The organism is Altererythrobacter chaiwopuensis (assembly GCF_054957735.1).
Genome location: NZ_JBTXJF010000001.1, coordinates 1,795,765 through 1,821,293, shown reverse-complemented (window position 1 = coordinate 1,821,293; position 25,529 = coordinate 1,795,765). Strand labels below are relative to the sequence as shown.

Sequence of the window (25,529 nt, the reverse complement as noted above, 5' to 3'; positions counted from 1 at the left end):
GCCAACCAATGCAGAGCGGTTCGCAATACGCTCTGGATTGCCGCGGCGACTACGTCGCCTCGCAATGACGAGGTGGGGGAGGATTTATGACCTGGGCAAAAGAACTCGAAGAACTGCGCCGCCGGGAAGCGCTCGCCGAGGAAATGGGCGGGCCGGAAAAGCTCGCGCGGCAGCATGGCCGGGGCAAGATGGACGCCCGCGCGCGGCTTGCGGCGCTGTGCGACGAAGGCTCCTTCCGCGAAATCGGCAAGATCGCCGGGCACGGCCACTATGACGAGAATGGCGAGCTGACCGGCGTCACCCCCGCCCCGTTCCTGTTCGGCAGAGCCATGATCAATGGCCGCCCGGTTGTCGCCACTGCGGACGATTTCACCATTCGCGGCGGCGCAGCCGATGCCGGGATCAGCCGCAAGATGGTGCAGGCGGAAAAGATGGCGCACGAGCTGCGCCTGCCGCTCATCCGCATGATCGACGGCACGGGCGGCGGCGGCTCGGTCAAGACGCTGGAGCAGATCGGCGCGACCTATATCCCCGCCGTGCCCGGCTGGGGCGATGTGGTGCAGAACCTCGACACCGTGCCGGTGGTCGCGCTGGCGCTGGGGCCGACAGCAGGGCTGGGCGCGGCCCGCACCGTTGCCAGCCACTACTCAATCATGGTGCGCGGCCTCAGCCAGATCTTCGCCGCCGGGCCCGCTGTCGTTGACGGCCTAGGCGAAAGCTACAGGGGCGCAGCCGATCACAGCCAAGCCAAGGAAGAGCTTGGCGGTAGCGACATCCACACCCGCAACGGCGTGGTCGATGACGAGGTGGCATCGGAGGCCGAGGCCTTCGCCCGCGCGCGGCATTTCCTCAGCTTCATGCCCGAGCATGTCGGCCAGCTCGCGCGCCGATCGAACTGCACCGATCCGGTCCACCGCCGCGAGGAAGCGCTGCTGAGCCTGGTGCCGCGCGATCCCAAACAGGTCTATTCGATGCGCCGCTGCCTCGACATGGTGTTCGACACCGGCACCGTGTTCGAGATCGGCAAGATGTGGGGCCGCGCCGCGATCACCGCGCTTGCGCGGCTCGACGGCTGGCCAGTGGCGGTGGTGGCGAGCGATCCCAGCTTCCTTGGCGGCAGTTGGGAGGCCAAGACATCGGAAAAGGTCGAGCGCTTCGTCAAGCTGGCCGACCAGTTCCGACTGCCGGTGGTCCACCTGGTGGACAACCCCGGCTTCATGATCGGGCGCGAGGCGGAAATGGCGGGCACGATCCGCTACGGCGTCAATGCGATGAACGCGATCTACAAGGCCAGTGTGCCGCTCGCCTCCATTGTCCTGCGCCGCGCCTATGGCATCGCGGGCAGCGCAATGAGCAATGCGGAGAAATTCCAGTATCGTTATTGCTGGCCCTCAGGCGATTGGGGCTCGCTCCCCATCGCGGGCGGGCTGGAGGTTGCCTACAAGTCCGAGATCGAAGCAAGCGAAGACCCGGCGGCCACGCTGGCGGAAATCCGCGCGCGGCTGGACAAGGTCACTTCGCCTTTCCGCAGCGCCGAGCGCTTCAATGCCGAGGATATCATCGACCCGCGCGATACCCGCCCGCTGCTGTGCGAATTCGCGCAGCTGGCTTGGCGCAAGTTAGGCAGTGATTGACACGATTTGATAGCAGGCCCGTTAACTCCCCTCCCCTTGGGGAGGGGTTGGGGTGGGGGTTCGGCATTCGCTGGCGTGGAACACCCATCCCCCGCCCCTTCCCTCAAGGGAAGGGGTGATAGAAGTGGCTCCCTACCCTAATGCCGCAGAATATCGTGCAATTCCATATAGCGCCGCGCCTGGTTGGGGCGGCGGAACAGCTTGCCCCGCTCGCTATAGAGCACCAGCACCAGAGCGATCAGCGCGCACAGCGTCATCGCCACGCCCAGCGGAAACGCCGTGCCGTCATAAGCCTGGCCGATTGCCGCGCCCAGCACGGCACCGGTTACCATCCGCAAGCTGGTTTGCGCCGAGGATGCCGCGCCTGCAATATGCTGGAACGGTTGCATCGCAATCGAGCTGAAATTGGCGCCGACAAAACCCAGCATGGTCATGTTGAGCGCCAGCAGCGGCACGAATTCCCACAGCGTCTGCCCGCCGCGCCCGGCGGAAATCATTTGCAGAATGCTGGCCACCAGGAAGCCGATCAGCGCGGCGTGGCTCACCCGCCTTGCTCCGAATCTCTCGACAATGCGCGAATTGGTGAAACTGGCGATTACCATGCCGATGATGGAGGCGCCGAAGATCAGCGCGAAATAATCGCCTGCGCCAAAGCTTTCCGCGATCAGCTGCTGGCTGGAATTGAGGAAGCCGAACAGCGATCCGAACACCAGCGCGCTGCCAACCACATATCCCACCGAGATGCGGTTCGACAGTGCCTGGCCCATGTTCTTCAGGATCGTAACCGGATCGATCTGCTGCACATTATCTTCAGACAGCGATTCGGGCAGGCGCAACCATACCCAGATGCCCACGATCGTGCCCATCACCGCCATGGCATCGAAGATCGCGCGCCAATCGAAGAACATCAGGATCAACTGACCAATCGCCGGGGCAAAAACCGGCACCGCCAGAAAGATCATGATGATCAGGCTCATCATGCTCGCCATGCGATCACCCCCCACCCGGTCGCGCACGATCGCGGTGGGCACTACGCTAAGGCCTGCGCAGGCGATCCCCTGCACCAGCCGCAGTGCCAGCAGGGTCTCGAAGTCCTGCACGATCGAACAGGCGAGCGACAAGCCGACATAGGCGATGATGCCGACGAACAGCACCGGTCGCCGCCCGAAACGATCGGCAAAGGCGCCGGGGAAGAAGGCGCCGATCCCTGCCCCCAGGAAATAGGCGCTGATGACATATTGCCGGTCATTCCCGTTTGCACCCAGATCGTCCGCCATCAGGCCCAGCGCCGGCAGCATCGAATCGATGCCGAAAGCCTGCAGGCTCATCAAAGAAGCCATCAGCACGATAAGTTCGCGCTCACCGAAGGGGCGAGAGGATTGGGACGCCGGAGAGGACATGTCCCCGTTCTTGCGCGCTGACCGCCAATAAGGAAAGCCGCTTTTTGATCCTGCGCGGGTTTCGGCGCGGGCGTGCTTTCGCTGCATCGCGGCTGCGCGTAAGATGCTGCGATGGCGGATCACGGCAGCGAAGATGGCGATGGCGATGGCGCGGAAGGCCCCAATGATTCCATGGGCCTGCGGAAGATCATCCATGTCGACATGGATGCCTTCTTCGCCAGCGTGGAGCAGCGCGACAATCCTGAACTGCGCGGCAAGCCGGTGGCCGTGGGCGGCGCGGGCGGGCGCGGCGTGGTCGCCGCCGCCAGCTATGAAGCGCGCGAATTCGGCGTACGCAGCGCCATGCCTTCAGTCACTGCGAAACGCCTGTGCCCCGATCTCATCTTCGTGCGCCACCGCTTCGATGCCTATAAGGAAGCGAGCCGCACAATCCGCCGCATCTTCGAGCATTACACGCCGCATGTGGAGCCGCTGAGCCTGGACGAGGCCTATCTCGACGTCACCGACGATCTTCTCGGCATTGGCTCTGCCACCCGCATTGCGCAGCTGATCCGGCAAGAGATCAAGGCCAGGACAAGGCTCACCGCCAGCGCGGGCGTGAGCTACAACAAGTTCCTCGCCAAGCTCGCCAGCGATCAGAACAAGCCCGACGGAATGTGCGTGATCCGGCCCGGCGAAGGGGCGGATTTCGTCGCCGGATTGCCGGTGCGGCGCTTCCACGGGGTTGGGCCCAAGGGCGCAGAAAAAATGGCGAAGCTGGGCATCGTGACCGGCGCGGACCTGGCGGCGAGAGACATCGCCTTCCTGCGCCAGCATTTCGGCAGCCAGGCGGATTATCTTTATCGTGCCGCGCGCGGGATCGACCTTCGCCCGGTGCGTGCCCACCGCATCCGCAAGTCTGTGGGCGGTGAGCGTACTTTCAGCGAGGATATCTCGTCCGGCCCCGCGCTGCGCGAAACGCTCGACAATATCATCGAGATTGTGTGGGACAGCATCGAAAAGACTGAGGCCAAGGGCCGCACCGTCACGCTGAAAATGAAATACACCGACTTCCAGAACGTGACGCGGGCCAAGACGGTCGACCATCCAGTTGCGGACAAGGCCGAATTCGCGCGGATTTCGCGGGCTCTGCTCGATGAGCTGCTGCCGCTGCCGATGCCGATCCGGCTGATGGGGCTGACACTGTCGAAGCTTGAGGGCGACGAGGCCGGGCAGGATCGCCCGCGCGACGAAGCCCAGCTTTCGCTGCTCTAGCTGCTCTAGCTGCTTTGGCTGCCACGCTCGGCGCGCCAATGCTCGAGCGCGCGGCGAGTCCCTGCACCAAGCGGCATCGGCAGCGAATGGCCCGGGAAGAAGCGCGCTTCCACCACTTCGCGCAAATCCGGCTTCGGATGGCGGTCAATCGTCGCGGCAAACAGATGCATCCTATGCGGCGAAGCGGAAATCTCGCCTTCGATCGAACCCAGCGACCGAGCACGCGCCAGATCCAACCCCAGTTCCTCGCGCAGTTCGCGCTGCGCGGCAGCAAGTGGATCCTCGCCGCGGCCCACGCCCCCGCCGGGAAGGCACCAATGATCGGGCCCATAGCTGTGCCTGAGCAGGAGGATCGAGCCTTGCAGGTCGGTCACGATCACATTGCAGCCCACGATCGGCGCCTTGCGCCAGCGCCGCCAGCGGTGCCGCAGCCGGTAGGCAACCGGCAGGATCGCCCGGTGCACCGGCGCGGGTATCAGGCGGATGATCAGGTGAAGCATGTGACATCCTGGCTTGCCGCGCCCAGAAGCCGCGCGACCGGTAGATCATGCGCACCGGCCAGCGCGGCATCGAACACCGCGCGCTTGTCAGCCGAGCCGCCAAGCGTGAACAGGATCGCATCCGCGCGCAGCAGCGCAGGGATGGTCAGCGTGATCCGGTCAAACGGCGCTTCGGGCGGTAGCGGGTCGGGCGTCAGGCGGCGCACGGCCTGCGGATCGTCCACTTTGGGATCGGTATTGGGGAACAGCGAGGCAATGTGCCCGTCGCCCCCCATGCCGAGCCAGGCGAGCGCGAAATGCGGTGACGCCGCATCTTCTGACAAACTCGCAACGCTGGCACCAACCGGCTCGAACAGCGCGCGGATCTTGCCGGTGTTCGACGCTGCATGTTCTTCCGGCACGATCCGGTCATCACCCGGCCACACCACCAGCCGCGACCAGTCAAGATCGCGTGTGACGAGCTGCTCCATGATCGGAAACGGGGTCGAACCGCCCGGCACGGTGATCGCTACCGGGCCTTCGGTCGCCGCCATTGCCGCAGCAATCCGCGCCTCAAGCCAGTCGGCAATCGCGCCCGTATCGGCACCTTCCACAATCGTCACATCAGCCATTCGGCGCTTGTAGCAAACGGGCCGCTCCCGACCAGTGCGGAAACGGCCCCGGAGCATAAAATTCGTATGCGGTGAATTACTTGATCCAATCTCAGAGCATCATTGCGATCAATAGCGCAGCCAGCAGGCAGCCGGTTCCGATTGCCCAGCGCAGCGCGCGCAGTGTCGCCGCTTCGCTGACGCGCGCGGGCACAAGCCAGCCGAGCAGCATGGCCAGCCCCGCACCGATTGCCGCGCCCCCTGCCGCCGGAGTGCCCGCCGGAGTGCCCTCCGCCAGCGCAGCCCCGCCGGCAAATGCGAGCCAGCGCGGCGCATCGAACAGCTGGCGTCCCGCCAGCACCAGCGTGATCGCACCCAGCGAGCGCGTCGGCTCTGCGGGAGCGGCAATCCGCACCGGCCAGGCGAGGTCGGCCGCCGCCAGCACCAGCGCCCCGCATACCAGCAGCAGTTGCGAGCCAGCGCTGGCCTGGCCTCCCAGCCATGCCCCCGCAGCGGCCATGGCAATTGCCGTGAGAGCAGCTGTTGCCAGGCCTGCCAACAACAGCCCGCCGCTGCGCCCCAGCCCGATCGCCATGTGCGCAAGGGTCAACTGCGCCCGCCCGCCAAGCGCGGCGGCGAAACTTGCCATCAGCATGATCAGTGCCAGCACCATGGCCTTCGCCTAGCAGTGCTGTGCGCCTGCCGCCATTGCCCTTGCCATTCACCAATTGGGCAGGCGATATGGTTCGCATGGCGGCTTAGTATGCCGCCTGGCACGGAAATCGGCAGGAGCAGGCAATGAAACTCGAAGCAGGTATGGCAGCGGTGGTGACAGGCGGGGCGTCGGGCCTGGGCCGGGCGAGCGCGCAGGCGCTGGCGGATGCCGGATTGAAAGTCGCGATCTTCGATATCAATGACGCGGAAGGCGAAGCCCACGCCAGGGCCATTGGCGGCAGCTTCCACCATGTCGACATCATGGACGAGCAATCGGCCGAGGATGGCTTTGCCGCCGCGCGCGCGGCCAACGGGCAGGAACGTGTGACGGTGCACTGCGCCATGGCCAGCCGCCGCGGCAAGACGCTGGCCTGGGACAAGGAAAAGGGCGGCTACAAGCGCCTGCCGACCGAGGATTACGAATTCGGCGCGCAGGGCATTCTGGTCGCCAGTTACCGTATCGCCAGCATCTCAGCGCTGGGCATGGCCAATGCCGAGCCGCTGAACGAGGATGGCGAGCGCGGCTGCATCACGCTGACCGCCAGTGTCGCCGCGCAGGACGGGCAGATCGGCCAGGTGATCTACGGCTCCTGCAAATCGGGCGTGAACGGGCTGGTGCTGCCGATGGCGCGCGATTTGATGGATATCGGCATCCGCGTGAATTCTGTCATGCCCGGCATCTTCGCGACGCCGCTGATGCTGGGGATGAAGGACCGCAATCCGGCGATGTGGGCGCAGCTCAATGCCAGCGTACCCTTCCCCAAGCGGCTCGGCCATCCAGAGGAATTCGCTTCGCTGATCCTGGAGATTGCGCGCAACAGCTATATCAACGGGCACCAGTTCCGGCTCGACGGGGCGATCCGCATGCCGCCGAAGTAACGACCACCCCACGCGCCATCATTGCGAGGAGCCGCAGGCGACGCGGCGATCCTTGGCGCAGCGCACCGCCGCCGTAATTAATTATAACGTCCGCGGAATTTCCTGAGGACCACACGGAGCCTTCAAAGGAAAACACCCTATGAAGCGCTTCGCGAATGGTTATAGCCGTATGCGGTGAATGTCTCGCCAGTCACTCGACGTTACATTGCCAGCTGGTCGCAATCAGCATTGGTCAAGAGAATGGGCGCCTTTGGCGAATGGAGGATTATTGCATGAAAAATAAAGTGAAATTCCGCACCTGGTTGGCCGGAACAACGGCAGCCGTTGCTTTGGGTGCCATTCCAAATGGCCTTTCGGCCCAGGAGGCGCCGGTCGATGCCGACCAAGGCGCATCAGGCAATTTCGACACAATTATCGTGACCGCGAAACGTATCGAGCAGAACGTCTATGAGGCGCCTGTTGCGGTAACGGTTTTTGGTCCGGAAGCCCTCGAACAGCGCAACGCCGACAATATCATCGATATTGGCAAATATGTTCCCAATCTGACGGTCACAAATTTCGGGGCCGGTAATCCCAGTTCGCAATTTCCCAGCATCCGCGGGATCGGTTTCCAGGATCACCTGATCGTGATCGACCCGACAGTGGGCGTGTATGTGGACGGCGTATATCTCGGCCGTCAGATCGGCCAGAACCTGAGCCTGTCGAACATCGAGCGTTTGGAAGTCTTGCGCGGTCCGCAAGGCACTCTGTTTGGCCGCAACTCGATTGGCGGTGCAATCAACATAATCACACAGCAGCCCGGGGATGAGGAACTTGCGACGATCAACTTGCAAGCCGGCACACGTGGCCGACTGGCTGGTGACGTCTATGCCAACACAAGACTGACCGATACGCTGGCAGTTTCCGTCAGTTTCGGGATCGACAAGCGCAATGGAGTTGGTGATTTCCTCAACATTCCAAATCCCGAAGCGCGGGTTGGCGAACTTCAGGATATTTCAGGCCGCGTGGCGCTGAAATGGACCCCCAGTGACCGGCTGTCGATCAGGCTTACTGCAGACGGAAATGACGGAAAGAACGGCCAAAGCCCGTTCACCACTACGATCAAAGTGCCGCCCGGTGGTTGCACGGCGGAAGATATAGCTGATCTTTTCGGCCCGTTTGCTCTCGCTTGTGCAGGCGGGTTGGACCCGGTTACCAGCCAAGCCGAAGACCCGTACGACTCAAACTCGGGGCAGGCCGATTTGGCGCAGGCCACAAATTCCGCCTACGGGTTCAGCGGCATTATCGAATATGCGCTGGCCGATAATCTCGATCTGAAGCTGATCGGCAGCTATCGCCATTCCGAGTATGAGGGCGGCCTCGATGATGACGGCGCCGAACTGGATTTTCTCTCGTTTCCCGAAGTCGGCGAGGCTGAGCAATATTCGTTCGAGCTCCAGCTAAGCGGGCAATCCGGCATTTTCGACTATGTCGGTGGTTTATACTATTTCGACGAGGAAGGGTTCAATTTCCAGCAGCCCACAACGTTCAACAGCTTTGGTGGCGGACTTTTCGAACAGACCCAGGAAACGCGGAGCTATGCTGTCTTTGGCAATATCGGGGTCCAAGTGACCGATGCTTTGCGTGTTTCCGGCGGCATTCGCTATACCGATGACAGCAAGGAGGCGACCGCAGACCTGGGCTTTGCGCCGGAATTCGGGGGCTCGGCGGACTTCAACGAGGTGACCTGGGAGGCTTCTGCCACCTACGCACTGGCAGACGATCTCAATGTCTACGGAACGATTGCGCGCGGCTATCAGTCCGGGCAATTCCCGGCGCGACCGTTCGGCGGCGCCGCTACATTCTTTGCCACCGATCCGGTAACAGCAACCAACTATGAAGCTGGCATCAAGGGTGAACCATTCTCCTGGCTGCAAATGTCGCTTTCAGGTTTCTATACCGAGTACAGCTCTTTTCCTGCTCAGGTCAGCACGATTGGGCCCGACGGCTTTATCACGGTGACTGACGATGCAGGTGATCTGCGGTCAGTGGGCGTAGAGTGGGAAGGGAACATCAGGTATGGGAATTTCTCTCTCAATACATCGGTTGGCTACATCGATTCAGAGTTTGAAAACGTCGAACCCGGAAGCAGCATTGCAAATGGCAATCGCGCTGCGCTGACGCCAAAATGGACCATTGCCATCGGCCCGCAGGTTGGATTTGACCTGCCGGGTGGCACGGTCACCACGCGGGTCGATTACTCATATCGCAGCAGCATGGAGGGCCAGCCCAACAATGCAGCCACGGCATTCATCGAAAGCCGCGATCTGCTGGGCTTCAATATCACCTATGAACCAACAGATGCGGATTGGTCGATCTCTGCCTATGGCAAGAACATCACCGATGAACGTTATACTCAGGCGGCCTTGGATGTGGGGCCATATGTCCTCAATATCCTGAGCAACGATGCGAGCGAATTCGGGATCAAGTTCTCGCGGACATTTCGTTGATCATGACGGACGCTTCACCTATTTGGCTAATGGTGTTCCCCGTCAGCACCTATGACACCAGATCGAGGTTGTGATTGAAGGAGGAGTTGGCTCTCGCCCTAGTGACGAAGGAACGAAGATGAGCGCCAACTCCTCTAAACCCAAAGCCAGTGCTGAGCGGGTGGTCAAAGACGTCCGCCGTGCAACCCGGCGGCACTTCTCCGCCGAAGACAAGATCCGGGGAATTCCCCGTATTTAATGGCGCATAGCCGCGTCAAGGAGCTCCGCCAGCAATTCGGCGGTCTGCTCAACCGGACGGCGGCTGCGTTCCACCCGCGCCTGGACCAGGCTGCCCTGAATGGCGTTGGTGCATAGCATCGCCAGCCGCTCTGCATCTTCGGCGGAAAATCCATCGGCGCGCAGCTTTGCAGTGAGCACTTCCCGGCGTGCGGCGAAGGCGCGGCGTCCGGCTTCCGCAACCTCGGCATTGTCCGGCGCCAGTTCGAGCAATACCGTTGTCATCGGGCAGCCATCCCTGAAGCCGGATTTCTCCATCCAGCCGGCCAGCAAACCGGCGTGGCCACGCACAAGCTCGCCGGTCGAAGCGGATTTCTCCGCCAGCGCTGCAAGCGTTTCGACCACGCGCCGCCCCGCCTCTTCCACTGCAGCCACGGCGATTGACGGCTTCCCCTCAGGAAAATAGTGATACATCGAGCCTTTCGGCGATCCGCTCTGCTCGACCAACTCGTTAAGCCCGGTCGCGGCATAACCTTGCTGCCGGAACAGGCGAACCGCCGCATCAATGATCGGCTGCCGGTGTTTTGCCTTGCCTGCCATGCGCTCTCCTGCCCCGATTGAACCATGCCCTGCGCGAGAGCGGCTACGCGGTCAAGCCAGCGCCATCCACAAACCCGCTCTGTAAAAATATATTGACTGGTCTATATCATTTCGGCAGATCGGCGGCAAGCGGCCAGGGAAAATCGGCAATGACAGACACAGTGACATATGATTACCGGAACGGGCGGGCGACCATCACGATAGATGATGGCAAGGTCAACGTGATGACTGCCGACCTGCTTGATCAATTCTGCGCGGCGGCTGGCCAGGCACAGGCCGACAAGGCCATGATCGTGCTACGCTCCGGACGGGAAAAGGTCTTTTCCGCCGGTTTCGACGTCAAACCGCTGGCCAGCCGGGATGTCGAAGCCAGCCGCAAGCTGCTGGAAGCGGGGGTCAGGGCAATCCTCGCCCTGCTTCAGCATCCCTTCCCCGTTGTGGCCTTGTGCCAGGGCCATGCCTACCCAATGGGGGCATTCCTGCTGCTTGCTTCCGACGTCCGAATCGGAACACAGGGAGACTACCGGATCGGCATGAACGAAGTGGCGATCGGAATTGCCGTGCCCGATTTTGCACTCGAGCTGGCGCGGCATCGCCTGCTGCCTTCCTTGCTGCACCGCACGGCTGCGCTGGGGCAGATGCTGTTGCCCGCAGAAGCGCTGGAAGCCGGCTTCCTCGATGTCCTGGTCGATCCGGCCATGCTCGATAATGCGGCCGAGCAAGTCATCGGGCAATTGCAGCAGATCGACATGGCAGCCCATGCCTCGACCAAGCAGCGCCTGCGCGCCGGAGTGGTCGCCGCAATTGACACAGCCGCACGTGAACGATTGATGGCAAGTGCCTGAACTGGTCCGGAGCTGCCACTTGAAGGCCGCCGCCATGCCCATCGGGTCGCAGGCAGCTCCGGATTCTTTCGAGGATTGAGCAATGGATCAGCTTTCAGCGGCAGCCGGGCTTCAGGCGCAAGCGGAAGAATTCTTCCACGCAATGTCCAACCAACCGCCGATCGTCCTGCCCCAGCGCGAGGCCGATGCGGCGACCCTGGCCCGGGCCGAGGGCTTTCGCTTCGGGCCGCACGAATCGCTCGCAGCATGGCGCTTTGGCGCCGGCGAGGGGCCGGTGGTGGTGCTGGTGCACGGCTGGGGCGGCCAGGGAACCCAGTTCCTGCGCATGGCCAACGCCCTGGTCGACTTCGGCTTCGAGGCCATCGTCATCGATGCGGGCAACCACGGTTCCTCGGCCCCCGGGCCGATGGGATTCGATCGGTTCATGCTTGATGCGCGCGCGCTGGCAGATCACCTTGGCACCATGCCTTTCGCCTGGATCGCGCATTCCGCTGCGGCTCTGGCGATCATGTCGGCGCGCCGAACCCACGGGATCTCGGCGCAGGCATACGTCGCCCTGGCGGCGCCTTTCGTGCCTTATGTACCGCTCAACCGCTTTCGCCAGATGGGCGCAAGCGAACAGGCGGTGGACCTCGTCAAACCCATGCTTGCCCGGCAGTTCGATGCCGAGTGGGAGGCGCTGGAAGCCGGGCTGGCGTGGCGGGGCGAACCCGGTTCCCGCCTGCTTGCGATCTATGATCTCGAAGACACGATGGTCGACGCCGGAGACGCCGAGCGGATTCGCCGGGTCTGGCCGGGCTGCCGCACTCTGCAAACTCGGGGATTCGGCCACAACCGGTTGCTTGGCTCGAGCGAAGCCATCGACCTGACGGCCCGGTTTCTCATTGACGTGGCCAAGTCCGAAACCCGCACAGCGCGCTGAAGCACGCCATACCATAACCGAAGGGGTGTGAAGCGGGCGCCCAAGCCACGCCGCCTGTTTGCGTGGAGCGGGTGAAGGGAATCGAACCCTCGTCGTCAGCTTGGGAAGCTGCTGCTCTACCATTGAGCTACACCCGCGAGCTGCGCTGCGGCAGGGCGAGGCCATTGGCACAATCGGCAGTGGCGGGTCAATCGCATTCGCCTATGACGGCGCCTGAGACAGGGCAAGAAAGGGCAAGACTGCCTGATACCCTTGCCATGGGCGTCCCCGCGCGCCATGTGGGCAGCGCGAAGGAGAGTCAGGAATATCATGCGTCAGATCGACCATTTCATAGTTGGCGACAGCCCCGCCCCAACCCGCAAGCACCAGGTGTGGAACCCCTCGACCGGTGAGATCCAGGCCGAAGTGGCGCTGGGCGATGCGGCCCTGCTTGAAAAGGCGATGGCCACCGCCAGGAAGGTGCAGCCCGAATGGGCCGCCACCAATCCGCAGCGCCGCGCGCGGGTGATGTTCGAGTTCAAGCGGTTGGTCGAAGCCAACAAACAGGCGCTGGCCGAACTGCTGTCGAGCGAGCACGGCAAGGTGATCGAGGATGCGCATGGCGATATCCAGCGCGGGCTCGAAGTGATCGAGTTCGCTTGCGGCATCCCGCACGCGCTGAAGGGCGAATATACGCAGGGCGCCGGCCCCGGCATCGATGTCTATTCGATGCGCCAGCCGCTTGGTATCGGCGCAGGTATCACCCCGTTCAACTTCCCCGCGATGATCCCGATGTGGATGTTCGGCATGGCGATTGCGGCGGGCAATGCCTTCATCCTCAAGCCCAGTGAGCGTGACCCCAGCGTGCCGGTGCGGCTGGCCGAACTGTTCGTGGAGGCGGGCGCGCCCGAGGGGCTGTTGCAAGTGGTTCATGGCGACAAGGAAATGGTCGATGCCATCCTCGACCATCCCGATATTGCCGCGATCAGCTTCGTCGGTTCCTCTGACATCGCGCAGTATATCTATGCCCGAGGCACCGCCAACGCCAAGCGGGTGCAGGCCTTCGGCGGGGCGAAGAACCACGGCATCGTGATGCCTGACGCCGATCTCGACCAGGTGGTGAACGATCTGGCGGGCGCGGCCTTCGGTTCGGCGGGCGAGCGCTGCATGGCGCTGCCGGTGGTGGTGCCGGTGGGCGAGGACACCGCCAACAGGCTGCGCGAAAAGCTGATCCCGGCGATCAATGCGCTGCGCATCGGCGTGTCGAACGATCCCGATGCGCATTACGGCCCGGTCGTCACGCCCGAGCACAAGGCGCGGGTCGAGCAATGGATCACCACTGCGGAGGAGGAAGGCGGCGAGATCGTGATCGACGGGCGCGGCTTCACCTTGCAGGGCCATGAAAACGGCTTCTTCATCGGCCCAACCCTAATTGACCGCGTCACTCCACAGATGAGGAGTTACCAGGAAGAGATCTTCGGCCCGGTGCTCCAGATCGTGCGGGCGAGGGATTTCGAGGATGCGCTGCGCCTGCCGAGCGAGCACCAATATGGCAATGGCGTGGCGATCTTCACCCGCAACGGCCATGCCGCGCGCGAGTTCGCATCCCGCGTCAATGTGGGGATGGTCGGCATCAATGTGCCGATTCCGGTGCCGGTCGCCTATCACAGCTTCGGCGGGTGGAAGCGCAGCGGCTTTGGCGACATCGACCAGTACGGCATGGAAGGCCTCCGCTTCTGGACCAAGACCAAGAAGGTCACCCAGCGCTGGCCAGACGGGGGTGGTGACGGCAGCAACGCCTTCGTCATCCCGACGATGGGTTGATGATGATGCGCACAGCCCTGCTCCCGGCATTCGCCCTGACCGTCACCGCCTGCGCGGCGCCGCAGGCCGCCGAACCTGCACCGCCCATGCACAAGCCGGTTGAGGCGACTTGCGACGCTTCCGCGCTGCAAGAGCATATCGGCCACAAGGCTTCGGAAAGGTCTGGCGCGATCCTGCTGGAACTTTCCGGTGCCCGCACCTTGCGCTGGGTCCCGCCGCGCACAGCGGTTACGATGGACTATCGCCCCGATCGATTGACCGTGTCCTATGACGACAACTATGTGATCGAGCGGATCAGCTGCGGCTGAAGTGGGCGAAGGGATAGCACATGTCAGGACAATTCCAGCTTAGCGATGACCAGCTCGCGATCCAGGAGATGGCGCAGCGTTTCACTGCTGACAATATCACCCCATTCGCCGCCGAATGGGATGAAAAGCACCACTTCCCCAAGGATGTGATCAAGCAAACCGCCGAACTCGGCTTTGGCGCGATTTATGTGTCCGAGGAATCGGGCGGGATCGGCCTGGGCCGGCTCGAAGCCGCGCTGATCATGGAGGCGATGGCCTATGGCTGCCCGGCGACCAGCGCCTTCATCTCGATCCACAATATGTCGGCCTGGATGATCGACCGTTTCGGCGGCGATGAGGTGAAGGCCAGATTCCTGCCGAGACTGGTGACCATGGAGCATATCGCCAGCTATGCCCTGACCGAACCGGGATCGGGATCGGATGCGGCGGCGCTCAAGACCACCGCCCGGCTGGATGGCGATCACTACGTTCTCAATGGCACCAAGCAGTTCATTTCGGGCAGCGGCTATAATGACATTTATGTCGTGATGGTGCGCACCAGCGAACACAAATCAAAGGGCATTTCCTGCCTTGTAGTCGAAAAGGATACTCCGGGCGTTTCCTTCGGCGCGCCGGAGAAGAAGCTGGGCTGGAACGCTTCGCCGACCGCGCAGCTGATCTTCGAGGATGCGCGCGTGCCTGCCGCGAACCGGGTCGGCGGTGAAGGTGAAGGCTTCGGTTTTGCCATGGCCGGGCTCGATGGAGGCAGGCTCAATATCGGGGCCTGTTCGCTGGGCGGGGCGCAGCGCTGTCTCGACGAGGCGATCAAATACACCAAGGAGCGCCAGCAGTTCGGCCAGCCGATCGCAGATTTCCAGAACACCCAGTTCATGCTGGCGGACATGGCGACCGAGCTGGAGGCGGCGCGCGCGCTGCTCTATCTCGCAGCCTGCAAGGTCACCGCCAATGCCCCGGACAAGAGCCGCTTTTCCGCCATGGCCAAACGACTCGCAACCGATAGCGGTTCGAATGTCGTCAACAACGCGCTCCAGCTGTTCGGCGGCTACGGTTATCTCAAGGATTACCCGATCGAACGCTTCTGGCGTGATCTGCGCGTGCATTCGATCCTCGAAGGCACCAATCAGGTGATGCGGATGATCGTGGGAAGGGATTTGCTGAGGCAATGAGCGGCGAAGTTCTGATTTCGACCGAGGGAGCGGCAGGCAGGCTGTCGCTCAACCGGCCCAAGGCGCTGCATGCGCTGACGCTGGAGATGTGCCATGCGATGAGCGCGGCGCTCACGCAATGGACGTCGGACGATGCGGTGAAGGTCGTAATCATCGATCACGCCGACGGGCGCGGCTTCTGCGCGGGCGGTGACATCGCCTTTCTGCGCAATTCGGCGCTGAATGACAGCGGCGTGTCGGGCCGCAAGTTCTTCCACGACGAATACCAGCTCAACCACCAGCTGTTTACCTATGCCAAGCCGGTGGCGGCCTTCATGGACGGCGTAACCATGGGCGGCGGCGTGGGCATTTCGCAGCCCGCGAAATATCGCGTCGCAACCGAGAACACGCGCCTTGCCATGCCCGAAACGGGGATCGGTCTGTTCCCCGATGTGGGGGGCGGTTGGTATCTCTCGCGCCTGCAAGGGCGGCTCGGGCAATTCCTCGCACTCACCGGCGCGCGGCTCGACGGTGCCGAATGCCTGTGGGCGGGGCTTGCCACGCATTATTTGCCATCGGAACGGCTTGAGGAAGCCAAGGCGCGCATCGCCGCAGGCCATGAGCCGGGAGGCGTGCTTGCAGCGCTTTCGGCATCGCCGCCCGAAGCGCGGATAGAGAACAATTACAGCGCGATCCGCAAGCATTTCACCTCTGACCGCTATGAAGACATCCTCGCCAGCCTCGAGGCCGATAGCAGCGAATGGGCCGCGAAAGAGCTGGCGACGCTATCCACCAAAAGCCCCCAGACCTGCAAGGTGGCGCTGCGGCAGCTTGCCACCAGCGCGAAGCTCACCGATTTCGCTGACAATATGCGGATGGAATACCGCATCGCCAGCCGCGTGCTGGTACGCCCCGATTTTGCCGAGGGCGTGCGCGCGGTGATCACCGACAAGACCAATGATCCCAAATGGGATCCGGCAACCCCCGAAGGCGTGACCGAAGATCTGCTCGACAGCATCTTTGCCCCGCTGCCCGAGGGCGAGGAGTGGGTGCCATTATCAAGTTAGGCACTCGTCATTGCGAGCGTAGCGACGCAATCCAGCTTCTGCGCTATCTGGATCGCCGCGCCGCAAGCGGCTCCTCGCGATGACGAATTAGGAGAGAACCTTGACTTACGAAACCATCACCGTCGAGACCGATGCCCAGAGCAACCGGGGCGTGACGCTGATCACGCTGAACCGCCCGCAGGCGCTGAACGCGCTCAATTCGCAGGTTCTGGCCGAGCTGATCGCGGCCTTTGCCGCCTATCAGGCCGATGGCAGCCAGCTGTGCGCGGTGCTGACCGGCAGCGGCGACAAGGCCTTTGCCGCAGGTGCCGACATCAAGGAAATGGCCGACAAACCGGCCGCCGATTTCTACCTCGACGATTTCTTTTCGCCCTGGACCAGCGAGATCGTGAAGAAGACGCGCAAGCCGTGGATCGCGGCGGTAAACGGCTTTGCGCTGGGCGGCGGGTGTGAACTGGCGATGATGGCGGACTTCATCATCGCGTCCGACAAGGCGAAGTTCGGCCAGCCGGAGATCAAGCTGGGCGTGGCCCCCGGAATGGGTGGATCGCAGCGGCTGACCCGCGCGGTGGGCAAGTCGAAAGCGATGGAAATGTGCCTGACGGGCCGGATGATGGGCGCGGAAGAGGCTGAACGCAGCAATCTTGTGGCGCGGGTGGTGCCGCATGAGGAATTGATCGCCGAGGCGCTCAAAACCGCCGCGCAGATTGCCGCGATGCCGCCGATGGCCGCGATCGCCAACAAGGAGATGGTCAATTCGGCCTTCGAGATGACGCTCGACCAGGGGATCATCATCGAGCGCCGCATCTTCCAGATCCTCACCGCGAGTGAGGACAAGGCGGAAGGCATGGCGGCCTTCATCGAAAAGCGCGAAGGCCAATGGAAGGGGCGTTAGCATGAAGCCGTTTTACCTTCTTCTCATGGTGCTTTGGGGCGCGTTGGCCTTTTATACTGGTTACGTCGCTGCCGATCAGGGGCTGAACCTGTTCCCCCATTTTTTCGGCGCCATTTCCGAATGGACCTGGCAGGGACAATTCAACTTGGATTTCATGTTGATGCTGTTCCTGTCCGCCAGTTGGACGGCGTGGCGCAACGGTTTCTCCCCCGCAGGGATGATTCTGGCAGCCGTGGCTTTCCTGGGCGGCGCCGGCTTCTTGCTGCCTTACCTCACCTTTCTTGCCTGGAAGCATAGCGGTGATACCGCTGCCGTGATGCTCGGCACCAATCTCAAGGATTAAGCGCAATGAAGATCGCATTCATCGGCCTCGGCAATATGGGCGGCGGGATGGCCGCGAACCTCGTCAAGGCCGGGCACGAGGTGCGCGCCTTCGATCTTTCCGAAGCGGCGCTGGCTGCCGCGCGCGAGCATGGCTGCTCGACTTTCACCAGTGCTGCCGAGGCGTGCGAGGGCGCGGAGGCCGTGGTTTCGATGCTGCCCAATGGTGCAATCGTGAAATCGGTCTATACCAGCGACGTGATCGGCAAGGCGCCCAAGGGTGCCGTTCTGCTCGACTGTTCGACCATCGACGTCGCCACCGCGCGCGAGGTCATTTCACAAGCTGAATCAGCGGGTTATGACATGGTTGACGCCCCGGTTTCGGGCGGGATTGCAGCGGCCAATGCCGGCACGCTAACCTTCATGGTTGGCGGCACAGAAAGCGCCTTCAAACGGGCAGAACCGATCCTTAGCGCGATGGGCAAGGCCGTGATCCACGCGGGCGATGCGGGCAATGGCCAGGCCGCCAAGATCTGCAACAACATGCTGCTGGCGATCCACATGATCGGCACTTGCGAAGCGTTCGAGATGGCGCAGAAGCTGGGGCTCGATCCGCAGACCTTCTTTGACATTTCCAGCGTCTCCAGTGGCCAGTGCTGGTCGATGACCAGCTATTGCCCGGTTCCCGGCGTCGGGCCGCAAAGCCCCAGCGATAATGATTACCAGGGCGGATTCGCCACGGCGCTGATGCTCAAGGATCTGAAGCTGGCGATGGAAGCGGCGCAGGCTTCCGGCGCCTCCACCCCGCTGGGCAAGCATGCGCAAGAACTTTACGAGGCGTTTGCGGAGCAAAACGGCGGGCTGGATTTCTCGGCGATCATCAAGACGCTCTGATCTCGTCCAGAATCCCTGCCAGCCAATCGCGCGGTGGCTGCCGCCGCCCGATATCGGCGACGAATTCCTGCCCGCGGGCAACGCTGCGCAGCCTGCCGCCGCGCAACCATCGGTCCGCTCGATCGTGATAGGTCAATTCCCCGCGCCTCAGCCAGTCCGGGCGCCGCCAAAGCGTGACAGGACCGCCCGGCACGCTCAGCCGCAGAGTCTCACTCGCACGCGCCGCCACCTGCCCCGGCCCGCGATAGATGCAATCGTTGCGGTGATGCATCGCCAGTGCGTGCGGATGGCCAAGCTCGACCAGTCCCTGCGGGGCGCCATCTGCCAGCGGCACAATATCGTCCACTTCGAGATAGCCGAAAATGCGGTGATGCGGTTCGCCGCCCGCTTGGTCGCGGAACAGGCCGAAGAACAGGAACACGTCCCCCGCCTCTACCCCCTGCCGCTCAAGGTGGGTTTGCGCTGCGCCGCATTGGCCAAAGGCGCAGGTGCCATCTGCCAGAAACATCGGATCGTGGTGACATAGATCCCCCTCTCCCAGTCTGCCCTTGCTCGCCCGCGCAGCATGCTCGCCCAGCCCAAGCGCGCCATAGGTGGTGCGCGAGGCCGCACCTGCCGGGATCGGCAGGCTGACGGGCCTGCCCGCGATGACCGGCGAAGGCCCGCCACCCGCCGCGCTGTCAAACCCCTTGCGACTGAAGATAATCCGCATGCTCCTCTCCTGCCGCCAGCCCTGATGGATGACAAGGCTTTGCCTAGCGCCAATTCGCGCCTAAGGGGCGTTGCAATGAACGGCATGAACCCCGCACGCACCGTGGCAGGCGCGCCTTGCTACCTCTTTGCCGCAGGAGAATTGGCGGCAGGTTGAGCCTGCGCGCTGTAACTGCAATGCGACGTCTCTTCGGAAACATAGGCTGGCTTCTGACAGGGCGCGGAGTGAACGCGGTTCTGAGCCTGGTCTATCTGGCGCTGGCCACGCGCACGCTGGGACTTGAGGGCTTCGGCCATTTCGCGATCATCGTGGCGCTGGGCCAGGCGGTGATGGGGCTGGCCAATTTCCAGACCTGGCAATTCGTGGTACGCTGGGGTGCCGGGCCTGATGGGCCGGGCGAGGCGACCGGCTTCGCCATCGCGCTCGATCTGCTCAGCCTGGCGCTGGGCACGGTGCTGGCCGCAGTCCTGGTGGGAACGGCGCCTTACTGGTTGCCGCTTCCACCTGACCTGCTGCCAATCGCCTTCGGCTATTGCATGGTTTCCTTGCTCGCGATCCGGACCACGCCCACCGGCCTGCTGCGGCTGCGCTTCAGATATGGCGTGGCGACCACCGTCGAAGCGGTACAGCCGATCGTTCGCGCGACCGGCGCCGGGCTGGCTGTGATCTTCATGCCATCCGTATTTGGCTTCATTCTGGCATGGGCGGCCGCCGAAATTGCTGTGGCTGCCGCGCTGTGGATCGCAGCCGCACGGATCGAGCGGATCGACCTGTCGCAGATCAGCCTGCGCAATATCCCGCGCGACCATCCCGATGCGTGGCGCTTTGTCTGGTCGACCAATTTCAGCGGCAGCCTCAATATCGGCGGGAAGCAGATGATGATCCTGCTGGTCGGCTCGATTGGCGGAGAGGTGCTGGCGGGCGGCTTCCGCGTCGCCTCGCAATTGGGGCAAGCGTTGGTGCAGCTGGCGCAGACCGTTTCCAAGGCGATCTATCCCGAACTTGTCCATGCGCGCGACACCGCGCATGACATCGCCCGGCGGATGGCCAATATTGCGCTGATCGGCGGCATTCTGGCGGTGCTGTTCGCCTTGTTCTTCGGGCGTTGGGGCATCGAAGCGATCGCCGGTGCAGAATTCAGCAAGGTCTATTGGGCAATGGTGATCCTGTCGATTGCCGGGGCGATCGAGATGGTCGGGGCAAGCTTTGAATCGCTGCTGGTTTCAGCCGGGCGCGCGGGCACCGCTTTCATTGCCCGCGCTGTGCCCACCGTGCTTGCCTTTGCGCTGCTCAACACCGCTATCGAATGGAACGGGCTCAAGGGCGCAGCCTTTGCAGTGCTGGGATCGAGCCTGCTGTCGGTGGTCGGCTTCTGGATCGCGATCCTTTCACTCCAGCAGATCCGCATCCTGATCGAACCCGACACGAAGCCTGACGGGGAAAGCAAAGCCTCGCGATAACCACTGCCAACTCCGGGAAATCAGCCGTCCGGCGCTTCCCAGGTGAGCTTGGGCCTTCGCGCGGCCAGCGTTTCGTCAAGCCGCCGGCGCGGCGCGTAATAGGGCGCCTGCTTCATGCTTTCGTCGCCCTCCCGCGCCCGCTCTGCCAGCGATCGGAAGGCGGTGATAAACTGGTCAAGCGCGGCCTTGCTCTCGGTTTCGGTCGGCTCCACCAGCATCGCGCCATGCACCACCAGCGGGAAATACATCGTCATCGGGTGATAGCCTTCGTCGATCAGCGCCTTGGCCAGATCTAGTGTCGACAGATCGCCGCCAAAGCCCTTGTCGCCGAACAGCGCCTCATGCATGCACGGCCCGCTGGCGGCAAAGGGCGCGTCGAGCAAATCTTCCATGCTGCGCAGGATATAATTGGCACTCAGCACCGCGTCTTCGGCCACCTGCTTGAGCCCGTCTGCCCCGTGGCTGAGGATATAGGTCAGCGCGCGCGTGAACATGCCCATCTGGCCGTGGAAGGCAGCCATCCGTCCAAAGGCCTGTGAATGGCCGTATTCCTCGGCACCCTCTTCCTCCACCAGATGCACCACGCCATCGGCGGTGCGCGCTGTAAATGGCAGCGGCCCAAAGGGCGAAAGCGCTTCAGACAGCACCACCGGGCCAGACCCCGGCCCGCCGCCGCCATGCGGAGTAGAAAAGGTCTTGTGCAGATTGATGTGCATCGCATCAACGCCAAGGTCGCCCGGGCGCACCTTGCCGACGATGGCGTTGAAGTTCGCCCCGTCACAATAGACGAAGCCGCCCGCTGCGTGCGCCGCATCGGAAATCGCCTTCATGTCGCGCTCGAACAGCCCGCAGGTATTGGGGTTGGTGATCATCACCGCTGCCACGTCCGGCCCCAGCCGCGCCTTGAGCGCCGCCAGATCAACCCGCCCGTCTGCATTCGCGGGGATATTCTCGACGCGGTAACCGGCAAACGCCGCCGTCGCCGGATTGGTGCCATGCGCGCTTTCGGGCACCAGCACCACTTCGCGCGCATCGCCGCGCGCCTCCAGTGCCGCGCGAATGCACAAAATGCCGCACAGCTCGCCATGCGCCCCCGCCTTGGGGGTCATCGCCACGCCATGCATGCCGGTGAGCTCGATCAGCCAGAACGCAAGCTCATTGATCACTTCAAGCGCACCGCGCACGGTTTCCTGCGGCTGCAGCGGGTGGACATCGGCGAAGCCGGGCATGCGCGCCACCTTCTCATTGAGGCGCGGATTGTGCTTCATGGTGCAGCTGCCAAGCGGGAAAAAGCCCAGGTCGATGCCATAGTTCTGGCGGCTGAGCCGGGTGTAATGCCGCACGGTTTCCGGCTCGGTCAGGCCGGGTAGCCCGATCGGTTCGGCGCGGTCCAGCCCGCCCAGGCGGTTGGGCGCATCGGCACTTGGTTCGGGCAGGTCGACCCCGGTCACATCGGCGCGGCCGATCTCGAACAGCAGCGGCTCTTCCAGCATCAGCGCACGGTTGCCGGTGGTTGTGGCTGGCCCGGAGCCTTCGCTGCGGGTCATTTCGGGCTTCCACCCGGATGCGTTGGGGGAGTTCATGCCGAAACCTCCGAGCCAAGGACTTTTTCCAGTGCGCAGGCAAGGGCTTCGATATCCTCCTCGGTGGTGGTTTCGGTGACTGCGACCAGCAGCCCTTGGGACAGGCGCTCAACGCCGGGATAAAGCCGCCCCAGCGACACCCCGCCAAGCACGCCCATGTCCGCCAGCTTGTGCACCACAGCGCGGGCATCCTGCCCGATCATCAAGGTGAATTCGTTGAAGAAGGTGCCGTTGAGCACGCTCACGCCCGTCACCTTGCCCAGCCGTTCGGCGGCATGGCAGGCGAGCCGGTGGTTTTCCGCTGCCAGCGCGCGCAGGCCCTTTTCGCCCAGCAATGTCATGTGGATGTTGAACGCCAGCGCGCACAACCCGCTATTGGTGCAGATGTTGCTGGTCGCCTTTTCGCGCCGGATATGCTGCTCACGGGTCGAAAGCGTCAGCACGAAGCCGCGCTTCCCCTCCGCATCCACAGTCTCGCCGCACAGGCGCCCCGGCATCTGGCGCACGTGCTTTGGATCGCGCACCGCGAACAGGCCCAGATAGGGCCCACCGAATTGCAGCCCGACGCCCAGCGACTGCCCCTCGCCCACGACGATATCGGCGCCCATTTCGCCGGGCGATTTGATCGCGCCCAGCGCCACCGGCTCGGTATTGACCACTACCAACAGCGCGCCTTTCGCATGCGCAGCTTCGGCGATCGGTGCAAGATCGGCGATCCGGCCCAGAATGTCGGGATATTGCACCACCACGCAGCTGGTTTGCTCGTCAATCCGCGCGATCAGCCCGTCATTGTCGGGCGCAGCCTGCATGCTCGGCATGGCATCGGCAATCTCGTCACCGGTGAACTTCGCCATGGTGCGCACCACTTCGGCATAGTGCGGATGGAGTGCGCCCGAAAGCACGGCGCGTTTGCGCCGCGTAACCCGGCCCGCCATCGCCACCGCTTCCCAGCACGCGGTCGACCCGTCGTAGAGCGAGGCGTTGGCCACCGCGCAGCCATAAAGGCGGGCGACCTGCGTCTGGAATTCGAACAGCATTTGCAACGTGCCCTGCGCGATCTCGGGCTGATAGGGCGTGTAGGAAGTAAGGAACTCGCCGCGCTGGATGATATGGTCGACGCTGGCGGGGATATGGTGGCGATAGGCCCCTGCCCCCAGGAAAAACGGCGCATCCGCCGCCGCAAGGTTCTTCGTCGAAAGCGCGCGCATGTGCCGCTCGACCGCCATCTCCCCGGCGTGCAGCGGCAGGCCCGCAATCGGGCCGGACAGCCGCGCCGCTTCGGGCACGTCGACGAACAGATCGTCAATGGAGGCCGCGCCGATCCGGCCCAGCATTTCGCCGCGGTCGGTGTCGGTCAGTGGTAGGTAGCGCATTCTAACTCCTAATCGCCCCCCGCCATTGGGAAGGGCTGGTATCAAAGCTCGTCGACAAACGCCTTGTATGCCGCCTCGTCCATCAGCCCGTCGAGCTCATCCTTGTCCGCAATCGTCATGCGGAAGAACCAGCCATCGCCTTCAGGGTCGGTATTGACCAGCGCGGGGTCTTCTTCGAGGTTCTCGTTCGTTTCAAGAACCTTGCCGCTGATCGGCGCGTAAACATCGCTTGCTGCTTTCACGCTTTCGACCACTGCGGCATCGCCGCCCTGCTCAACCAGCGCGCCAACCGCAGGAAGCTCGACGAATACAATGTCGCCGAGCTGCTCTTGCGCATAATCCGAGATGCCGACGGTGGCGGTTTCGCCTTCGACATCGATCCATTCATGTTCATCGGTGAAGTAACGCGGCATCAGATCAGCTCCCTCGATAATAGCGGTGCGGAACAAAAGGCATGGGTGTAACTGTAGCGGGCAGGCGCTTGCCGCGAACCTCGATTTCCAGCGCGGTGCCATCTGCGGCCTGCGCACTATCGACATAGGCCATCGCGATCGGGCGCCCGAGCGTGGGCGAAAAGCCGCCGCTGGTAACGATCCCGACCTTGGAATTGCCTGCAAAAACCTCGGCCCCTTCGCGCGCGGGCATGCGGCCATCGAGCATCAGGCCAACCCGCTTTGTCGCCGGGCCTTGCGTCAGCACGCGGCTGATCGCTTCGTGGCCCATCCAGCCGCCCGTCTCGCGGCGGCTCTTTGTAAGCGCGAAAACCAGATCGGCACTGACCGGATCGGTATCGGTCGAAAGATCGTGCCCATAGAGCGGCAGACCGGCTTCCAGCCTCAGCGAATCCCGCGCACCAAGCCCGGCGGGCCTGACCCGCTCGTCAGCAACCAATGCATCGGCCAGCCTGGCACAATGCTCAGCGGGCACAGAGATTTCGAAGCCGTCCTCACCGGTATAGCCCGCACGGCTGACCCATAGCGGCACCCCGCCCCAGTCAAACATGGCGGCCGTCATGAAAGTGAGCGCACCGCTGCCCGGCAGCAGCGCTTCGAGCACTTCGCCCGCCTTGGGCCCCTGCAATGCCAGCAGCGCCTGCTCGTCATGATGGGTGAGCGTGATCTCGTCAGGCAAATGCTCGCGCAGATGGGCGATATCGTCCCACTTGCACGCGCCATTCACCACCAGCGCGATATGCGGGCCGACATTGGTCACCATCAAATCGTCGATGATGCCGCCTTCATCATTGAGCAGCAGCGAATAGCGCATCCGCCCTTGCTTAAGCGAGACAATCGCGCCGGGGAGCAGTTTTTTCAGCTCACCTGCCGCATCATCGCCGCTCAGCGTGAGCTGGCCCATATGCGAAACGTCAAACAGGCTGGCGCTCTCGCGGGTCCAGTTGTGTTCGGCCACGATGCCGCCATGCTCACCGGCATACTGGATCGGCATTTCATAGCCTGCGAAGGGAACCATGCGCGCGCCAGCTGCGCGATGCCAGGCATCAAGCGGCAGCTTTTCCAGCGGAATTTCTTCGATGGGTTCGTCTTCGCTCAATTCACTTGTCCCCGCACAGCAGGCGCAAAGCTTCACCTTGAAGCCTTGATCCATACCCCCTCTGTCGGGTGACCTGAGAGCTTGGCCGGGCATGCGCCGGGCGTTCCCCTTCGGTGGCGTTTTCCAGCCGAAAACGCGCTTTCCAGAGTGCTGACACGCGCTGCGGTCCATTTGCCTGAGAGTTTCCGGGGTGGTTGCTCCTTCGGCGTCGATTGGCCCGGGGGCCGCTCGAACTCTCCCGCTGACGCGCCTGCAGAATCGCTTCCACAGCAGCCAAATCGCTCTGCGCGATTCGCGCGTCCCGGTCAATTGCGCAGGCTACTCCAAGTCCGGATGAACCACAGGATTCGCTTGATCCGCGGCAGGGTCAGGGC

General features: G+C 63.1%; 24 protein-coding genes, 1 tRNA gene and 1 riboswitch. Of the genes, 14 read left to right on the top strand and 11 right to left on the bottom strand.

What is annotated here, in order from left to right; translation table 11 throughout:
- Nucleotides 1–86 precede the first annotated feature (86 nt).
- Nucleotides 87–1,634, top strand: a complete 1,548-nt coding sequence (locus ACX3VQ_RS08880) for an acyl-CoA carboxylase subunit beta (protein WP_462580560.1) — start codon at nt 87–89, stop codon at nt 1,632–1,634.
- A 137-nt stretch (nt 1,635–1,771) separates the two neighbouring features.
- Here ACX3VQ_RS08880 and ACX3VQ_RS08875 read toward each other — a convergent pair whose 3' ends face one another.
- Nucleotides 1,772–3,034 carry a multidrug effflux MFS transporter gene (locus ACX3VQ_RS08875; protein WP_462570354.1) on the bottom strand — a complete coding sequence of 421 codons (1,263 nt, stop codon included), beginning with the start codon at nt 3,032–3,034 and terminating at the stop codon, nt 1,772–1,774.
- 111 nt (nt 3,035–3,145) lie between these two features.
- Here ACX3VQ_RS08875 and dinB point away from each other — a divergent pair, with 111 nt between their 5' ends.
- Entirely contained in the window at nt 3,146–4,288 is a 1,143-nt protein-coding gene (dinB, locus tag ACX3VQ_RS08870; RefSeq protein ID WP_462580558.1) for a DNA polymerase IV, read from the top strand.
- Nucleotides 4,289–4,293: 5 nt separating this feature from the next.
- On the opposite strand, the gene ACX3VQ_RS08865 is transcribed toward dinB, so the two are convergent.
- The 3 genes from ACX3VQ_RS08865 to ACX3VQ_RS08855 form a co-directional block, all read right to left on the bottom strand.
- Nucleotides 4,294–4,788, bottom strand: coding sequence for an NUDIX hydrolase (locus ACX3VQ_RS08865; RefSeq protein ID WP_462580556.1), 495 nt, complete (start codon nt 4,786–4,788; stop codon nt 4,294–4,296).
- Complete coding sequence (locus ACX3VQ_RS08860) at nt 4,776–5,399, bottom strand: 6-phosphogluconolactonase (RefSeq protein ID WP_462580554.1); 624 nt, start codon at nt 5,397–5,399, stop codon at nt 4,776–4,778. The genes ACX3VQ_RS08865 and ACX3VQ_RS08860 overlap by 13 nt, the downstream gene beginning before the upstream one ends.
- A 91-nt stretch (nt 5,400–5,490) precedes the next feature.
- Entirely contained in the window at nt 5,491–6,051 is a 561-nt protein-coding gene (locus tag ACX3VQ_RS08855; RefSeq protein WP_462580552.1) for a TMEM165/GDT1 family protein, read from the bottom strand.
- A gap of 125 nt (nt 6,052–6,176) precedes the next feature.
- Here ACX3VQ_RS08855 and ACX3VQ_RS08850 point away from each other — a divergent pair, with 125 nt between their 5' ends.
- Nucleotides 6,177–6,971: an SDR family oxidoreductase gene (locus tag ACX3VQ_RS08850; RefSeq protein ID WP_462580550.1), complete on the top strand. Its 795-nt coding sequence runs from the start codon at nt 6,177–6,179 to the stop codon at nt 6,969–6,971.
- A gap of 272 nt (nt 6,972–7,243) precedes the next feature.
- Nucleotides 7,244–9,460 carry a TonB-dependent receptor gene (locus ACX3VQ_RS08845; RefSeq protein WP_462580549.1) on the top strand — a complete coding sequence of 739 codons (2,217 nt, stop codon included), beginning with the start codon at nt 7,244–7,246 and terminating at the stop codon, nt 9,458–9,460.
- A 234-nt stretch (nt 9,461–9,694) separates the two neighbouring features.
- Here the strand turns inward: ACX3VQ_RS08845 and ACX3VQ_RS08840 are convergent, their stop codons facing one another.
- Nucleotides 9,695–10,276 carry a TetR/AcrR family transcriptional regulator gene (locus tag ACX3VQ_RS08840; protein WP_462580547.1) on the bottom strand — a complete coding sequence of 194 codons (582 nt, stop codon included), beginning with the start codon at nt 10,274–10,276 and terminating at the stop codon, nt 9,695–9,697.
- 149 nt (nt 10,277–10,425) lie between these two features.
- Here ACX3VQ_RS08840 and ACX3VQ_RS08835 point away from each other — a divergent pair, with 149 nt between their 5' ends.
- Nucleotides 10,426–11,121 carry a crotonase/enoyl-CoA hydratase family protein gene (locus ACX3VQ_RS08835; RefSeq protein WP_462580545.1) on the top strand — a complete coding sequence of 232 codons (696 nt, stop codon included), beginning with the start codon at nt 10,426–10,428 and terminating at the stop codon, nt 11,119–11,121.
- 82 nt (nt 11,122–11,203) lie between these two features.
- The gene (locus tag ACX3VQ_RS08830) at nt 11,204–12,043 is read left to right on the top strand and encodes an alpha/beta fold hydrolase (protein ID WP_462580542.1); all 840 of its coding nucleotides are present in this window, start codon (nt 11,204–11,206) and stop codon (nt 12,041–12,043) included.
- Nucleotides 12,044–12,106: 63 nt separating this feature from the next.
- Here the strand turns inward: ACX3VQ_RS08830 and ACX3VQ_RS08825 are convergent.
- Nucleotides 12,107–12,180: transfer RNA gene (locus ACX3VQ_RS08825), tRNA-Gly, on the bottom strand.
- Nucleotides 12,181–12,352: 172 nt separating this feature from the next.
- Here ACX3VQ_RS08825 and ACX3VQ_RS08820 point away from each other — a divergent pair.
- The 7 genes from ACX3VQ_RS08820 to mmsB all read left to right on the top strand — a co-directional run bounded on the left by ACX3VQ_RS08820 (nt 12,353) and on the right by mmsB (nt 18,476).
- Nucleotides 12,353–13,846: a CoA-acylating methylmalonate-semialdehyde dehydrogenase gene (locus tag ACX3VQ_RS08820; RefSeq protein ID WP_462580540.1), complete on the top strand. Its 1,494-nt coding sequence runs from the start codon at nt 12,353–12,355 to the stop codon at nt 13,844–13,846.
- Complete coding sequence (locus ACX3VQ_RS08815; RefSeq protein ID WP_462580538.1) at nt 13,846–14,154, top strand: I78 family peptidase inhibitor; 309 nt, start codon at nt 13,846–13,848, stop codon at nt 14,152–14,154. The genes ACX3VQ_RS08820 and ACX3VQ_RS08815 overlap by 1 nt, the downstream gene beginning before the upstream one ends.
- Before the next feature lie 20 nt (nt 14,155–14,174).
- A complete protein-coding gene (locus tag ACX3VQ_RS08810; protein WP_462580536.1) occupies nt 14,175–15,320 on the top strand; it encodes an acyl-CoA dehydrogenase family protein in 1,146 nt (381 codons plus the stop codon).
- Entirely contained in the window at nt 15,317–16,366 is a 1,050-nt protein-coding gene (locus ACX3VQ_RS08805; protein ID WP_462580533.1) for an enoyl-CoA hydratase/isomerase family protein, read from the top strand. The genes ACX3VQ_RS08810 and ACX3VQ_RS08805 overlap by 4 nt, the downstream gene beginning before the upstream one ends.
- 100 nt (nt 16,367–16,466) lie before the next feature.
- Nucleotides 16,467–17,261 carry an enoyl-CoA hydratase-related protein gene (locus tag ACX3VQ_RS08800; protein WP_462580531.1) on the top strand — a complete coding sequence of 265 codons (795 nt, stop codon included), beginning with the start codon at nt 16,467–16,469 and terminating at the stop codon, nt 17,259–17,261.
- A gap of 1 nt (nt 17,262) precedes the next feature.
- Complete coding sequence (locus ACX3VQ_RS08795) at nt 17,263–17,604, top strand: hypothetical protein (RefSeq protein WP_462580528.1); 342 nt, start codon at nt 17,263–17,265, stop codon at nt 17,602–17,604.
- Between the two features lie 5 nt (nt 17,605–17,609).
- Nucleotides 17,610–18,476, top strand: coding sequence for a 3-hydroxyisobutyrate dehydrogenase (gene mmsB / locus ACX3VQ_RS08790; protein ID WP_462580526.1), 867 nt, complete (start codon nt 17,610–17,612; stop codon nt 18,474–18,476).
- Here the strand turns inward: mmsB and ACX3VQ_RS08785 are convergent.
- Complete coding sequence (locus ACX3VQ_RS08785; RefSeq protein ID WP_462570375.1) at nt 18,463–19,188, bottom strand: Nmad3 family putative nucleotide modification protein; 726 nt, start codon at nt 19,186–19,188, stop codon at nt 18,463–18,465. The genes mmsB and ACX3VQ_RS08785 overlap by 14 nt on opposite strands.
- A 176-nt stretch (nt 19,189–19,364) precedes the next feature.
- Between ACX3VQ_RS08785 and ACX3VQ_RS08780 the strand changes: the two genes are divergently transcribed.
- Entirely contained in the window at nt 19,365–20,648 is a 1,284-nt protein-coding gene (locus tag ACX3VQ_RS08780; protein WP_462580524.1) for a lipopolysaccharide biosynthesis protein, read from the top strand.
- Nucleotides 20,649–20,668: 20 nt separating this feature from the next.
- On the opposite strand, the gene gcvPB is transcribed toward ACX3VQ_RS08780, so the two are convergent.
- From gcvPB to gcvT, 4 genes are read right to left on the bottom strand one after another with little or no spacing between them, the layout of a single operon-like run.
- Nucleotides 20,669–22,231: an aminomethyl-transferring glycine dehydrogenase subunit GcvPB gene (gene gcvPB, locus ACX3VQ_RS08775; RefSeq protein ID WP_462580521.1), complete on the bottom strand. Its 1,563-nt coding sequence runs from the start codon at nt 22,229–22,231 to the stop codon at nt 20,669–20,671.
- Nucleotides 22,228–23,604, bottom strand: coding sequence for an aminomethyl-transferring glycine dehydrogenase subunit GcvPA (gene gcvPA / locus ACX3VQ_RS08770; RefSeq protein WP_462580519.1), 1,377 nt, complete (start codon nt 23,602–23,604; stop codon nt 22,228–22,230). The genes gcvPB and gcvPA overlap by 4 nt, the downstream gene beginning before the upstream one ends.
- Before the next feature lie 41 nt (nt 23,605–23,645).
- Complete coding sequence (gcvH, locus tag ACX3VQ_RS08765) at nt 23,646–24,017, bottom strand: glycine cleavage system protein GcvH (RefSeq protein WP_462570380.1); 372 nt, start codon at nt 24,015–24,017, stop codon at nt 23,646–23,648.
- Nucleotides 24,018–24,021: 4 nt separating this feature from the next.
- Complete coding sequence (gene gcvT, locus ACX3VQ_RS08760; protein WP_462580517.1) at nt 24,022–25,155, bottom strand: glycine cleavage system aminomethyltransferase GcvT; 1,134 nt, start codon at nt 25,153–25,155, stop codon at nt 24,022–24,024.
- 153 nt (nt 25,156–25,308) lie between these two features.
- Nucleotides 25,309–25,407, bottom strand: a riboswitch (glycine riboswitch).
- Nucleotides 25,408–25,529 lie beyond the last annotated feature (122 nt).